Raw genomic sequence first — 13,399 nt, 5'->3', positions numbered from 1 at the left:
GTCGCGGCGCGCCGCCGGGGGGGGGCTCTCAGCCCCGCCGGGCCTCGGGGGGGGGGGCCCCCCCCCCCCCCGCGCCCCCCCCCGCTTCGCTTGTCGCCGGACCGGACCCGCCAGCCGCGACAGGGCGCCCGGACATCGGTTCGGCACCCGCTGAAACCACGAGACGCCCGGCTGAAGGGGCGGCGAAACCGTGGTGAAACTCCTGCTCCCTAGCTTCCTCGGCATACCGATCCCCACGCGAGCCGCAGGAGGCCGCCATGACCAACTCCACCCTCACCGAGCCCACGACGACCGAACCACCGGGGCCGCGGACCTATGCGTCCATCCGGGCCGCCTGGATCCCGCTGGCCGCCCTCTGCCTGGCCTTCTTCGTCGAGATGGTCGACAACACGCTGCTGTCCATCGCGTTGCCGACGATCGGCCGCGACCTCGGCAGCGGCACCACCGCACTGCAGTGGGTCACCGGCGCCTACTCGCTGACGTTCGGCGGCCTGCTGCTCACCGCCGGCTCGGTGGCCGACCGGTTCGGGCGCAGACGCGTCCTGCTGGTGGGTCTCGCCCTCTTCGGGCTGATCAGTCTGACCGTCGTCCTCGTCGACTCGACCGGCCAGTTGATCGCGATGCGGGCTGCCCTCGGGGTTGCGGCCGCCGCGATGGCGCCGATCACCAACTCGCTGGTCTTCCGCCTCTTCGACGACAAGGCGCTGCGCATGCGTGCGATGACGGTGATGATCGTCGTCGGCATGTCTGGCTTCATCCTCGGCCCGCTGCTCGGCGGCACCGCCCTGGCGCACATCCGCTGGGAGTGGCTGCTCGTCGTGAACGCTCCGATCGCGCTCATCGCCGCCGCCGGTGTATGGCGCGGCGTGGCGCCGGACGACCGAGGCGGCCTGACCAGCGACCGGCTCGACCTGCCGGGTGCGGCGCTCAGCATCACCATGATCGGGCTCGCGTGCTACTCGCTGACCAGTGGCGTGCAGCACGGCTGGTTGTCGGCCGTCACTCTCGCGTCCGTCGGTGGCGCCGTCGCTGCAGGCATCGCCTGGGTATGGCGCGAGCGGACCAGCAGGACACCCATGCTGGACCTGTCGGTGCTCTCCGACGGCACCGTCCGCGGCGCGATCTTGGCGCAGGTCGGCACGGCCATCGCGATGGCTGCGGTGATGTTCGGCCTGATCCTGCACTTCCAGTACGCCTACGGCTGGAGCCCGGTCCGTGCCGGCCTGGCGAACCTGCCGATGATCGCGACGATGCTGGTCGCCACACCGTTGTCGGAGTGGCTGGGCAAGAGCTTCGGTCACCGCATCGCCTGCCTGGTCGGCGCGGTGTGTCTCGGCGGCTCGCTCGTCGGTATGGCGTGGGGCGTCGAGCACGGCTACCTCGCCATCGCGGTCTCGATGGTGATCATGACCGTGGGCCTGCGCACCGTGATGACGATCTGCGCCGTCGCACTGGTGGATGCCATGCCGGCCAACCGCACGTCGATGGGCACCGCGCTGAACGACACCGCCCAGGAGGTCGGCACGAGCGTGGGCACTGCCGTCGTCGGCACGCTGATCGCCGCGCTGGTCACTGCGACGTTGCCCGCGGGCACCTGGAGTGCGGGCCTGGTGCAGTCCTTCTTCCACGGCGAACGCATCACCTACCTGGTGCTTGCCGGCATCGTGGGCGCCATCGCGACGATCGGCGCGCTCAGCCTGACCGACTCCCACACGGTCGAAGAGAACTGAGCCCGGTGACCGGTCGGCCGGTCCGTTCGACCGTGCGCCGGGTAATCCGGTTGCGGCGGGTCCGCGAGTACGGCTTCATGGGTGGCATGGCAGATGTACACGTCGGCCCGGCTCGCGACGCCCGGCGGTTCCTCGACACCGACGAACTCGTGTGGTTCGCCGAGCCGTCGCGCGAGTCCCCGGAACGGACCCTGTCCGGCATACCGGAGGACCAACGGTTCGCCGCCGAGGTCGCGGACGGCGACCCGTCCTACTACGCGGGCGTTTACGGTGTCTACCCGCTGACCCTCACCGTGCCGGGACGAAGGCAGGCGCTGCAGCAACTGCCGGCGAGCGGACTCACCTTCGTCGGCGTGCACCCAGACGAACGTCGCCGAGGGGTCCTCACCGCGATGCTGCGCGACCACTTCGAGCGAGTGCGTGGTGGTGACTGGTCCGGATTGTCGGTGCTCCACGCGAGCGAGCCGGCAATCTATGGCAGGCACGGCTACGGAGTTGCGTCGCTGGAGACCCGGGTGACTCTGACCAGGCGTGCGACCCTCACCGCCCCGGGCCTCGAGCCGGACGCGTCGGCACTTCAGACCCGTCTGGTGGCAGCGGGCGGGCCGGGCGTCCCGGACCGCATGCGGGCCGCCGCACTGCACGCCGGTGCCCGCACGCTCGGCTCGGTCGTCCGGGAGGTCGAGGCCTACGCGATGTTCGGCCGCGATACGCCACAGACGCTGCGTGACAAGGAACCACAACGGATCCTGTTCGCGACACGTGACGGCAGCGATGTCGGCTATGCCCGGTTCCGTCGCCAACAGAAGTGGGAGGACGGACGACCCGACGGCACCGTGGAGGTCGGCGAACTGGTCGGTGACCCCGCGACCGAGCTCGCGCTGCTGCGGCGCCTGGTGGACCTCGACCTCACCTCCTCGGTCGTCCTCAACGGCCGTGGAGTCGATGACTCCGTCTTCGCGTGGGCAGGTGGAGACCGCAGCCTGCGCGGTCCCGTCTGGGACAGCCTGTGGATCCGGCTCGTCGACCTGCCGCTCGCCATGGCGCGGCGTGGGTATGCCGCCCCGGTCGACCTCGTGCTCGAGATCGAGGACGCCTCCTGTGCCTGGAATCAGGGCCGATGGCGGTTCACCGTCGACGAGGAGGGCGCCGGCCGCCTCGCGCGCACCGATGGCAGTCCCGATCTGCTGCTCGCCACGCAACTGCTGGCGAGCGCTTACCTGGGTTCGCGCAGTCTCGAGGCCGCGCGGGTCGCCGGGCTGCTGGACGAGCACCGCGCCGGGGCGGCCCGGGACCTCGACGCCGCCCTACGGATGCCGCTGGCCGCGGCCGCCGCCGTCGGCTTCTGATCGCGTCGAAGGCGACGACCTCCGTCAGCGCACGATCGGTGCGGTGATCAACTCCTCGGGCACACCGAGCGCGTCCACCAGCGTCGACACCTGGCCGCGCAGTTCCTGGCACAGGTCGTTGACCGAGGCGGTGACGGCGCGGCTGCGTGCGGTGGTGATCCGGCCGTGCTCGAGGAACCACGCCTTGTCCTGCTCGATGGACGAGAGGGCGTAAAGGATCAGCGTCCGCTCCAGCAGAGACTTCGCCGCGCCGTCCGGCATACCGTCCAGCGCCTCAACTGCCGACTCCAGGACGCACCGGTCGATGTGCGTGCGTGCCGCCAGCAGGACATGGTCCTGTGCATTGTTGAACAGCTCGAAAGCATTGTCCTTGGTCGCTTTCCGCAAGCGGCTGCCCAGCGTCTCCAGGACGTGGTCGGCCCGTTGCTCGAACATCGACGCCGCCCAGCCCAGGCTGTCGGTCGCCGAGTCGTCATCGCGCCCCGTCGCGGCGTCGACGAGCCGCTGGATCCCGGCGCGGCCGGCGGTGCGCTCGACGATGCGCTCGCCCACCTGGCCGGCGACCTTGCCGACCATGCCCGGCACGTCCAGGTCGCCCCACATCGCCTGGTAGTCGGTGAGCAGACCCTTGGCCGCGAGCTGCAGCAGCACGGTGTTGTCACCCTCGAAGGTGGTGAACACGTCGACGTCCGCGCGCATCTGGGTCAGCTGGTTCTCTGCCATGTATCCCGCCCCGCCGCATGCTTCTCGGCAGGCCTGGATCGTGTCCAGTGCATGCCAGGTGGTGACCGCCTTCAGGCCGGCGACCCGCGACTCCAGCTCGCGCTGGCCCTCCACGTCGCGCTCGGCGTGTGCCGGGCCGCCCTGCAGCTCCTGCAGGCGCTCCGTGACGGCGTTCTGCGCGAAGCTGAGGGCGATCGACTTGGCCAGCCGCGGGAGCAGTTTGCGTTGGTGGGCGAGGTAATCCAGCACGACGATCTCGTCCTGGTCCTCCGCCGCCGCGAACTGCCGCCGCGTCGTTCCGTAGCGCAGCGCGATGGCCAGGGCCTTCTTCGCCGCCGCACCGGAACCGCCGCCCACGCACACCCGTCCGCGCACCAGCGTGCCGAGCATGGTGAAGAAGCGGCGGTTGGGATTGTCGATGTCGGAGACGTAAGCCCCGTCGTCGTCGATGTCGCCGAAAGCGCCCAGCAGATTGTCCTTCGGCACGCGGACCTTGTCGAAGGCGAAGGTGCCGTTGTCGACACCGGGCAGTCCGCCCTTGGCCCCGTTGTCGCCGATCGTCACGCCGGGCAACGGTTTCCCGGTGTCGTCGCGCACGGGCACCAGCACTGCATGTACGCCGTGCCGGCCGGCCCCAGTGACCAGTTGCGCGAAGACGACGGCCAGGCGAGCGTCACGCGCGGCGTTGCCGATGTAGGTCTTCACACCGCTCTCGGTCGGTGTGTCAATGATGATTTCTCGGGTCGAATCGTCATACGTGGCAGTCGTTTCCAGGGCTTGGACGTTGCTCCCGTGGCCGACCTCGGTCATCGCGAAGGATCCGAGCAACCGCCCGGTCATGATGTCCTCCAGGTATGCCGCGTGATGGCGACGCGTGCCCAGCCGCGCGACGGCACCGCCGAAGAGCCCGAACTGCACACCCGTCTTCACCAGCAGGGACAGGTCGCCGAAGGCTTGCATCTCGAACAGGACACACGAGGCGGCGTAGTCCAGCTCGCCGCCGAACTCGGCGGGGAAGCCGACCCGGCCGAACCCGAGGTCGGCGATCTTGCGCAACGCGTCGGTGGTGTGCGCGCGATGCTCCTCGGTCGTGAGCCCGGCCGGTGCGAGCATCAGCTCGGCCGGCAGCTCGGTCCGCGCCTTCCGGCGCAACTCGATCCAGCGGCCGTCGAGGACATCGCGCAGTTGGTCAGCGGTCCGGTCGGTCATGTCGTGCTCCTTCGGGTCGAGGACGGGTCGAGTCGGAGGTGAGGCCGAGGGCCCCGGTGAGGCCATCGGACGCGAATTCCGCCAGATGTCGGACCACGACGCCGCGTGGCGGCCGGTCGGGGTCGGCCAGCCAGCGGTCGGCCGACTCCCGGACGAATCCGATCAGTCCGTGCGCCCAGATGCGGGCGGCGTCGGTCGGTCGGCCGGCATCGCGCAGCGCCTCGGCGAAGATCGGCTGCAGCACGCCGGCGATGGTGTCGCTGATCCCGATGACCGGGTCGTCCTCGGGTGCGACGTTGAGAGCGGGTCGACGGACCACGAAGCGGTAGACCTCCGGATCCCGTTCCACCTGCACGAAATAGCTGTCGATGACCGCTTCGATCGTCGCACGCGCGTCGCCGGCCAGCGGCGCACCGCCCGCACCCTCCCCGGCGTGCGTCAGTGCCTGTTGCAGGTCGCCCAGCACGTTGCTGTCCACGCTCGCGCAGACCGCCAGGTAGAGACCGAGGCGATCACCGAAATGCCGGTAGATCACCGTCTTGCTGGTGCCGGCCTCGGCGGCGATCTCGTCCATGCCCACCGTGGCGCCGTGACTGCGGATTGCACGCAAGGCGGCATCGGTCAACTCTCGCCGGCGCTGCTCGCGATGCTCGGCCCAGCGGGCGTCGCGGCCGTCGACGCGTGGGGGATGGCGGGTGGTCATGCCTCAAGAGTATCCGAAACCTGCTGTACCTGCTACTCTCGGTATCGGTAAATATGTCCCTTGAACAGTGGGAGTTTCTTCGATGAGCTCTGCAACGAACGAGCGCAGCGTCCGTGACGTCTACGTCCTCGGCGGCAACCGCATCCCGTTCGTGCGGTCCGGCGGCAAATACCTCAAGGCGTCCAACCAGGACATGCTCACCTCGGCTCTGGACGGTCTGGTCTCGCGCTACGGGCTGGCCGGCGAACGGCTGGGCGAGGTGGCGGCAGGAGCAGTGCTGAAGCACTCGCGCGACTTCAACCTGACCCGCGAGTCGGTGCTCGGGTCCCATCTGTCGCCCACGACGCCGGCGTATGACGTGCAGCAGGCGTGCGGCACCGGCCTGGAGGCCGCAATCCTGGTCGCCAACAAGATCGCGCTCGGCCAGATCGACTCCGGCGTCGCCGGCGGCACCGACACGACCTCGGACGCCCCTCTCGCAGTGAATGATTCATTGCGGCGGACGCTGATGAAGGTCAACTACGCCAAGACACCGCAGCAACGGATCTCCGCGCTGACCAAGATCCGGCCGGGACAGCTCGCACCGGACCAGCCGACCAACGGCGAGCCCCGCACCGGTCTGTCGATGGGCGAGCACCAGGCGATCACCACCAAGGAATGGGGCATCACCCGGGAGGCGCAGGACGAGTTGGCGGCACGTAGCCATCGGAATCTCGCCGCGGCATACGATCGCGGCTTCTTCGACGACCTGGTGACGCCCTACCTCGGGGTGACCAAGGACAACAACCTGCGTCCCGACAGCACGCCCGAGAAGCTGGCCGAGCTGAAGCCGGTCTTCGGCAAGGGCGAGGACGCCACGATGACCGCCGGCAACTCGACGCCGCTGACCGACGGAGCCTCGGTGGTGCTGCTCGGCTCGAAGGAGTGGGCGGACGAACACCGCATCACGCCGCTCGCCCGGTTCGTCGACGCCGAGACCGCCGCCGTCGACTACGTGACCGGCGACGAGGGTCTGTTGATGGCTCCGCCCTACGCCATCGCCCGCATGCTGCAGCGCAACGGATTGTCGCTGCAGGACTTCGACTTCTACGAGTTCCACGAGGCCTTCGCCTCGACCGTGCTGTGTCATCTGGCCGCGCTGGAGAGCCCGGAGTTCTGCAAGCAGAAGCTCGGACTGGACGAACCGCTCGGAGCGATCGACCGGAGCAAGCTCAACGTCAACGGATCCTCGCTCGCCGCAGGTCATCCCTTCGCCGCCACGGGCGGCCGGATCGTCGCGTCGACCGCGAAGATGTTGGCGCAGAAGGGCTCTGGCCGGGCACTCATCTCCATCTGCGCCGCGGGCGGCAACGGCGTCGTCGCAATCCTGGAGGCAGCACAGTGACCGACACCTACTCGAACCTCGTCAACAAGAACGCCTTCGGCAAGAAGGTGGCCGGCCAGTTCGGCCTGCCGCGACCGGAGATCCTGCGCCGTTATGAAGAAGGGCAGGACCTGCTCGCCGGCCCCGCCGCCGTCGGCGGCATCGGCGACGCACCGGTCGCCGCCTCGGCCACCGGCATCGTCAGGGCCTCCGGTGGCCAGGTCGTGCAGGCGTCGCCCGAGGCGACATTCGACAGCAAGCTGGGCGCGATCGTCTTCGATGCCACAGCCGCCCGCACCCTCGACCAGCTGGACCAGCTGCGCGCCACCGTCGCGCCGGCCGTCAAGAAGCTCGGTCCGTCCGCCCGGCTGGTCGTGATCGGTACGACGCCGGCGCAGCTGGCGGACGCCGAGGCGGCCGCCACCCAGCAGGCACTGGAAGGCATCACCCGGTCGATCGGCAAGGAGATGCGCCGGGGCAGCACCGCCAACCTGCTGTGGGTCGACCAGGACGCACAGGGCGACTCCTCCGTCCTCGCCGCACCGTTGCGGTTCTTCCTGTCGGCCCGATCGGCATACGTCTCGGGCCAACCGGTCCGAGTGCGGGCTGCCGAGGTGCCGGACACGGCCGATTGGCGGCACCCGATGACCGGCCGCATCGCCGTCGTCACCGGTGCCGCCCGCGGCATCGGCGCGGAGATCGCCAAGGTCTTCGCCCGCGCCGGCGCGGAGCTCATCCTCGTCGATATCCCGGCGGCCGGCGAGTCGCTGAGCAAGGTCGCGAACACGCTCGGCGCGACCGCGCTGCAGCTCGACGTCACCGCCGCCGACGCGGGCGAGCGGATCGCCGAGGCAGTGGCGCGCAAGGGCGACACGCTGCACGTCATGGTGCACAACGCCGGCATCACCCGCGACAAGCTCTTCGTCAACACCGACGAAAGCCGTTGGGGCAGTGTGCTCGACGTCAACCTGCGCTCGCAGTTCCGCATCAACAAGACGCTGCTCGACCCGTCCGTCAAGGGCGGTCTGGCCGAGGGCGGCCGCATCATCGCGGTCGCCTCGATCAGCGGCATCGGCGGCAACCGCGGCCAGTCCAACTACGCGGCCTCCAAGGCCGGTGTCATCGGCATGGTGCGGCAACTGTCGCAGAACCTCGCCGACCGGGAGATCACCGTCAACGCGGTGGCACCGGGCTTCATCGAGACCGAGATGACGGCCAAGATCCCGTTCGCGACTCGCGAGGTCGGGCGCCGGCTCAACTCGCTGCTGCAGGGTGGCCGGCCGGTCGACGTCGGCGAGGCGATCGCGTTCTTCGCCGAGCCGGGCTCGTCCGGTGTGACCGGTCAGGTGCTGCGGGTGTGCGGCCAGAGCCAACTGGGTGCGTGAGTTCGGTATGACGAAAGTCGTGGAACTGCAAGGCCCCCCGAGCCTGCCGAAGATCTTCGCGCGCGCCGTCGCGACCTCCAGGACGCACCACGGCAAGAGCGGGCTGCCCGACCTGCAGGTGGTCCGACGCGGGGTGCAGGTCGATCCGGCGGCGCTCGCGGACTACGACCACGTGTGCGGCTTCCCCCTGCGGGACCAGCTGCCGGCGACCTACCTGCACAACCTGGTCTTCCCGTTGCAGGTCACGCTGTTCGCGGACAAGAGCTATCCCTACCCGTTGATGGGCAGTGTGCACCTGGACAACACCCTCACCGCCCACCGTCCCGTGCTGCTCGGGGAACCCCTCGACCTGTCGACGTGGGCCACCAACGCCCGGCCCCACCGCAGCGGCGTGCAGGTCGACGTGATGTCACGGGCGCACGTCGGCGACGAACTGGTGTGGGAGGGCTTGGCGACATACCTCTATCGCGGCCAGCGGGTCGAGGGCGACGTCCCCGACCGCACGCCGGACGTTGAGGCGCCGGACGGCGCGGGCATGATCTGGCGGCTGTCCGGCGACCTCGGCCGCCGGTTCGCCGCCGTCAGTGGTGACGTCAACCCGATCCACCTGCATGCGGTCACCGCCAAGGCGATGGGCTTCCCGACCACGATCGTGCACGGCATGTGGAGCCAGGCGGCGATGCTCGCCGCGATCGAGAACCGCCTGCCTGCCTCGTATGTCGCGAAGATGTCGTTCCGCAAGCCGGTGCTGATCCCGGGCACGGTGCGCCTGGTGGCGCGCGAGACCACCGGGTCCTGGCAGCTCGCGGTGCGCGACAACCGCAAGGCGACCGTCCTGGTCCGCGGGGAGGTTTCGCCGATTTCGTGATCGAAGAGGCTTTGAGGTAGCCTTTTCGCTGCGCTGCCCGGGCAGGGCGACAACATCGTCGCGCTCGGGTTGCAGCAGGCCCCTATAGCTCAGTCGGCAGAGCGTCTCCATGGTAAGGAGAAGGTCAACGGTTCGATTCCGTTTGGGGGCTCTGAGATGGATCGCCATCCATCCGTCGAGGCGGGGTAGCTCAGCTGGTTAGAGCGCACGACTCATAATCGTGAGGTCGCGGGATCGAGCCCCGCCCCCGCTACCAAGACAGACGCACCGAAGACAGAAACTCCGAGAGCAGGTTGCCGTGGCCAGCAAGAGCGCAGACATTCGCCCCAAGATCACCTTGGCGTGCACCGAGTGCAAAGAGCGCAACTACGTGACGAAGAAGAACCGTCGCAACAACCCCGATCGCGTGGAATTCAAGAAGTACTGCCCGCGTGACAAGAAGCACACCGTGCATCGCGAGACCCGCTGACCGCAGCTCGCCATACGCTCCACGAGCGCCCCGGACCGGCAACGGTCCCGGGGCGTTTTCGCGTGTATGACGACCAGTAGTCTGACGCCATGGCTGTGAACCCTGAGGTGGCCGGGCGGAGCTATCCGCCGTCCGCGCCGTATGTCGTGTCACGCGCGAAGATCGCCGAGTTCGCCAGGGCGGTGGGTGCGACCGACGAGGCGCACTTCGACCCCGACGTCGCCCGGTCACGGGGTTACGCCGACGTGATCGCGCCGCCGACGATGGCGGTGATGATCTCCCAGCAGGGTGACGCCAACGTGATGGCCGACCCGGAGGCCGGCATCGACTTCAGCCGGCTGGTGCACGGCGAGCAGGCATTCGAGCACCACCGGCCCCTGGCCGCCGGCGACGAGGTGCAGGCGACCACGACGATCGAGAAGGTCCGCCAGGCCGGTGGGCACTCGATGGTCACGATGGGCACCGAGATCACCACCGTGGACGGTGAGCTGGTGACGACCGCGACCTCGGTCGTCGTGATCCGAGGGGACGGCGAGGCATGAGCATCGAAGCAGGCTCCGAGATTCCGTCGCGCACCATCCATGTCGATCGGGCCACGCTGGTCCGGTATGCCGGAGCCAGCGGCGACTTCAACACCATCCACTGGGACGAGCAGTTCGCCAAGTCCGTCGGCCTGCCCGACGTGATCGCGCACGGCATGTGGACCATGGGTGCCGCGATCCAGCCGGTCGTCGACTGGCTCGGCGACGCCGGACGGGTGACGTCATACAGCGTGCGGTTCAGCGCGCCGGTGCCGGTGCCGCACGACGGGGGAGCGGACATCGAGGTCGGCGCGACGGTCAAGTCCGTCGACGGCGACACCGCCACGATCGACCTGACCGCCACGTCCGGTGGGCAGAAGGTGCTTGTGCGCGCGCGGGCGACCGTCGCGCTGAAGCCCGCCTGATGCGCGAGGCGAACGACGTCGAGCTGGCACCGCTCACCACCATGCGGGTCGGCGGTCCGGCCGCCCGGCTCGTCGTCGCGGAGACGACCGACGAGATCGTCGACCTGGTGCGCGAGGTGGACGACGCCGACGAACCGCTGCTGGTGCTGTCCGGTGGATCCAACATGGTGATCGCGGACGAGGGCTTCCCGGGCACCGTGCTGCGGATCGCCAACGCGGGCATCGAGGTGGAGTCGGACGACGCCTGCGGGGGAGTGCACGTGCGGGTCGCCGCCGGGGAGGAGTGGGACGACCTCGTCGAACGGTGCTGCGACGAGGGCTGGTCCGGCATCGAGGCGCTGTCCGGCATACCCGGGCTCACCGGTGCGACCCCGGTGCAGAACGTCGGAGCCTACGGTCAGGAGGTCGCGCAGACCATCGCGTCGGTGCGCACCTGGGACCGGCAGGAGCAGCAGGTGCGCTCGTTCGCCAACGCGGACTGCGAGTTCGCCTACCGCCATTCACTGTTCAAGGGGTCGTCGTTCCGCGGCGGCGGGCGGTATGTCGTGCTGGACGTGCTCTTCGCGCTGCGGCCGACCGAGTTGTCGCAGCCGGTGGCCTATACCGCGCTCGCGGACGGACTCGGCATTCAGATCGGTGAGCGGGTGCCGCTGGCCGACGCGCGCGACGCGGTCCTGGAACAACGCCGACGGCGCGGCATGGTGCTCGACACCGACGACCACGACACGTGGTCGTGCGGGTCGTTCTTCACCAACCCGATCATCAGTGCCGCGGCGTACGACGCCCTCGCGGCGGCCGCGGCCGAGCGCTTCGGCGCCGACGCGCCGCCCCCACCGCAGTGGCCCACAGACGGCACCGGCGTCAAGACGAGCGCCGCCTGGCTGATCCAGCACGCAGGCTTCGACAAGGGCTACGGCATGCCCGGGCCCGCGGCGCTGTCCGGCAAGCACCCACTGGCGATCACCAACCGCGGCGGCGCGACGGCGGGCGACGTCGCCGGGCTCGCGCGTGATGTGCGGGACGGCGTGCGGGCCGCGTTCGGCGTGACGCTGGTCAACGAGCCGATCTTCGTGGGTCACGAGCTCTGACCCTCGCATCCCAGCCGCCGGAGTGCCACGATGGAAGTGGCACTTGGGAGGTCGCGATGTGGCGGCTCGTCGAATACGTCGGTGCCTGCGTGGCACCCGCGGCGCTGCTGGTCGCTGCCGACAAGGCGGTGCGCTGGTGGGTCGCGCCGCGGACCCCGAAACACACCCCACGCGCGCCGGCGTCCCGGGACATCGCCCGGCTCTCCTCCGACCTCACCCGCCTGTATGCCGAACTCGACGTGCTGCGCGACTCCAAGGCCGCCGCACGCGTGCACCGGTTGCGAGCGACCACCCTGGCGTACGACGACGTCCTGGAGTCCTGCTGCACCGCGTTGCAGGTGCGCGACGGTCTGCCACCACGGGAGTGGACCTCGGTCGAGCGGCTCGAGGTCGAGGCCACCCTCGAGGAGGCTGGGCTGCGCTGGTGAGCCGTCATTCGCGCGGGTGCGCCAGCCAGGCGTCGATGTCCTCGTATGCCGCCTTGCGGACGTCCGGCGGGGCGAACGACGCGTCCATCGACGAGCGCGCGAGCGCGGCGAGCTCACGGTCGGTGAAGCCGTGGTCGGTCCGCGCCGAACGGTATTGGTCCGCCAGGCGGTTGCCGAACAACAGCGGGTCGTCGGCGCCGAGTGCGACCGTCGCGCCGGCATCCACGAGGGTGCGCAGCGGCACCTCCGCCGGCGTGCGGTAGACACCCAGCGCGACGTTGGAGCCCGGACAGACCTCCAGGGCGATGCCGGAGTCGACCACCCGGTTGAGCACCGACCGCGACTCGACGGACCGCACTCCGTGCCCGAGCCGGTCCGGTTGTAGCGCGGCAACGGTCTCGTTGACCGCGGCGGGGCCGAGCAACTCGCCCGCGTGCGGCACCGCAGCCAGGCCGGCCCTGCGGGCGATCGCGAAGGCGGCGGCGAAATCGGCGGTGGTTCCACGGCGTTCGTCGTTGGACAGCCCGAAGCCGACCACCTGCCCGGGCTGGTCGCCGGCGTGGTGTGCGGCGAGCCGGGCCAGCGCGCGAGCGTCCATCGGGTGCTTGAGCCGGGAGGCGGCCACGATCACGCCCACCCCGATCGGCAGGTCGGTGCTCGCCGCCCGTGCCTCGTCGAGCACGATCTCCAGCGCGGGCGTGATGCCGCCCAGCCCGGCGGCATACGACGTGGGATCGACCTGGATCTCCAGCCACCGCGAACCCTCGGCCACATCGTCCTCGGCCGCTTCGCGCACCAACCGGCGCAGGTCCGACTCGTCCTTGACGCAGGCGCGGGCGGCGTCATACAACCGCTGGAACCGGAACCAGCCGCGCTCGTCACGGGCGGAGAGGGTGGGCGGCCAGTCGGCCAGCAGCGCCTCGGGCAACCGCACGTCGTGCTTGGCCGCCAGTTCCCGCAGCGTCGTGATGCGTAGCGACCCGGTGAAGTGCAGGTGCAGGTGTGCCTTCGGCAGGGCAAGGACCGAGCGGGCGCCCACGGGTTCCGGCATGCCCCGAACCTAGTAGACGCGATCGAGCGGACACACACCGAACGAGCGGACCAGAAAATCGCCCGGATTTTCTGGTCCGCTCGTGAC

At 69.7% G+C, this 13,399-nt stretch carries 13 protein-coding genes and 2 tRNA genes; 12 read left to right on the top strand and 3 right to left on the bottom strand.

Annotated elements, in window-relative coordinates; genetic code table 11:
- The first annotated feature begins 257 nt into the window (after window positions 1-257).
- Window positions 258-1,730 (top strand): MFS transporter, encoded by a 1,473-nt coding sequence (locus ACTHL4_RS04455; protein WP_440281533.1) that lies wholly within the window; start codon window positions 258-260, stop codon window positions 1,728-1,730.
- 86 nt (window positions 1,731-1,816) lie between these two features.
- Window positions 1,817-3,079, top strand: coding sequence for a GNAT family N-acetyltransferase (locus ACTHL4_RS04450; protein ID WP_440281532.1), 1,263 nt, complete (start codon window positions 1,817-1,819; stop codon window positions 3,077-3,079).
- Between the two features lie 24 nt (window positions 3,080-3,103).
- Here the strand turns inward: ACTHL4_RS04450 and ACTHL4_RS04445 are convergent, their stop codons facing one another.
- The gene (locus ACTHL4_RS04445; protein ID WP_440281531.1) at window positions 3,104-5,011 is read right to left on the bottom strand and encodes an acyl-CoA dehydrogenase family protein; all 1,908 of its coding nucleotides are present in this window, start codon (window positions 5,009-5,011) and stop codon (window positions 3,104-3,106) included.
- On the bottom strand, window positions 4,992-5,714 hold the full coding sequence (locus ACTHL4_RS04440) for a TetR/AcrR family transcriptional regulator (RefSeq protein ID WP_440281530.1): 723 nt from the start codon (window positions 5,712-5,714) through the stop codon (window positions 4,992-4,994). The genes ACTHL4_RS04445 and ACTHL4_RS04440 overlap by 20 nt, the downstream gene beginning before the upstream one ends.
- Window positions 5,715-5,796: 82 nt before the next feature.
- On the opposite strand from ACTHL4_RS04440, the gene ACTHL4_RS04435 reads away from it, so the two are divergent.
- The 10 genes from ACTHL4_RS04435 to ACTHL4_RS04390 all read left to right on the top strand — a co-directional run bounded on the left by ACTHL4_RS04435 (window position 5,797) and on the right by ACTHL4_RS04390 (window position 12,261).
- A complete protein-coding gene (locus ACTHL4_RS04435) occupies window positions 5,797-7,098 on the top strand; it encodes an acetyl-CoA C-acetyltransferase (protein ID WP_440281529.1) in 1,302 nt (433 codons plus the stop codon).
- Entirely contained in the window at window positions 7,095-8,462 is a 1,368-nt protein-coding gene (locus tag ACTHL4_RS04430; protein ID WP_440281528.1) for a 3-oxoacyl-ACP reductase, read from the top strand. Before ACTHL4_RS04435 ends, ACTHL4_RS04430 begins: the two co-directional genes overlap by 4 nt.
- A gap of 7 nt (window positions 8,463-8,469) precedes the next feature.
- Window positions 8,470-9,330 carry a MaoC family dehydratase gene (locus ACTHL4_RS04425; protein ID WP_440281527.1) on the top strand — a complete coding sequence of 287 codons (861 nt, stop codon included), beginning with the start codon at window positions 8,470-8,472 and terminating at the stop codon, window positions 9,328-9,330.
- Window positions 9,331-9,408: 78 nt separating this feature from the next.
- Window positions 9,409-9,481: transfer RNA gene (locus tag ACTHL4_RS04420), tRNA-Thr, on the top strand.
- Between the two features lie 28 nt (window positions 9,482-9,509).
- Window positions 9,510-9,586 (top strand) — tRNA-Met (locus ACTHL4_RS04415).
- 42 nt (window positions 9,587-9,628) lie between these two features.
- The gene (gene rpmG, locus ACTHL4_RS04410; protein ID WP_325550922.1) at window positions 9,629-9,799 is read left to right on the top strand and encodes a 50S ribosomal protein L33; all 171 of its coding nucleotides are present in this window, start codon (window positions 9,629-9,631) and stop codon (window positions 9,797-9,799) included.
- A gap of 89 nt (window positions 9,800-9,888) precedes the next feature.
- Window positions 9,889-10,341, top strand: coding sequence for an FAS1-like dehydratase domain-containing protein (locus ACTHL4_RS04405; RefSeq protein ID WP_440281526.1), 453 nt, complete (start codon window positions 9,889-9,891; stop codon window positions 10,339-10,341).
- The gene (locus ACTHL4_RS04400; protein ID WP_440281525.1) at window positions 10,338-10,745 is read left to right on the top strand and encodes a MaoC family dehydratase; all 408 of its coding nucleotides are present in this window, start codon (window positions 10,338-10,340) and stop codon (window positions 10,743-10,745) included. Before ACTHL4_RS04405 ends, ACTHL4_RS04400 begins: the two co-directional genes overlap by 4 nt.
- The gene (locus ACTHL4_RS04395) at window positions 10,745-11,833 is read left to right on the top strand and encodes a UDP-N-acetylmuramate dehydrogenase (protein WP_440281524.1); all 1,089 of its coding nucleotides are present in this window, start codon (window positions 10,745-10,747) and stop codon (window positions 11,831-11,833) included. The genes ACTHL4_RS04400 and ACTHL4_RS04395 overlap by 1 nt, the downstream gene beginning before the upstream one ends.
- A 56-nt stretch (window positions 11,834-11,889) precedes the next feature.
- Window positions 11,890-12,261 carry a hypothetical protein gene (locus ACTHL4_RS04390; RefSeq protein WP_440281523.1) on the top strand — a complete coding sequence of 124 codons (372 nt, stop codon included), beginning with the start codon at window positions 11,890-11,892 and terminating at the stop codon, window positions 12,259-12,261.
- Window positions 12,262-12,265: 4 nt separating this feature from the next.
- Here the strand turns inward: ACTHL4_RS04390 and ACTHL4_RS04385 are convergent, their stop codons facing one another.
- On the bottom strand, window positions 12,266-13,312 hold the full coding sequence (locus tag ACTHL4_RS04385; protein ID WP_440281522.1) for an adenosine deaminase: 1,047 nt from the start codon (window positions 13,310-13,312) through the stop codon (window positions 12,266-12,268).
- Window positions 13,313-13,399 lie beyond the last annotated feature (87 nt).

This window comes from Flexivirga sp., from assembly GCF_051955415.1.
In the GTDB taxonomy this organism is placed as follows: domain Bacteria; phylum Actinomycetota; class Actinomycetes; order Actinomycetales; family Dermatophilaceae; genus Flexivirga.
The sequence above is the reverse complement of the archived record's forward strand: the minus strand, read 5'-3'. Positions and strand labels throughout refer to the sequence as shown.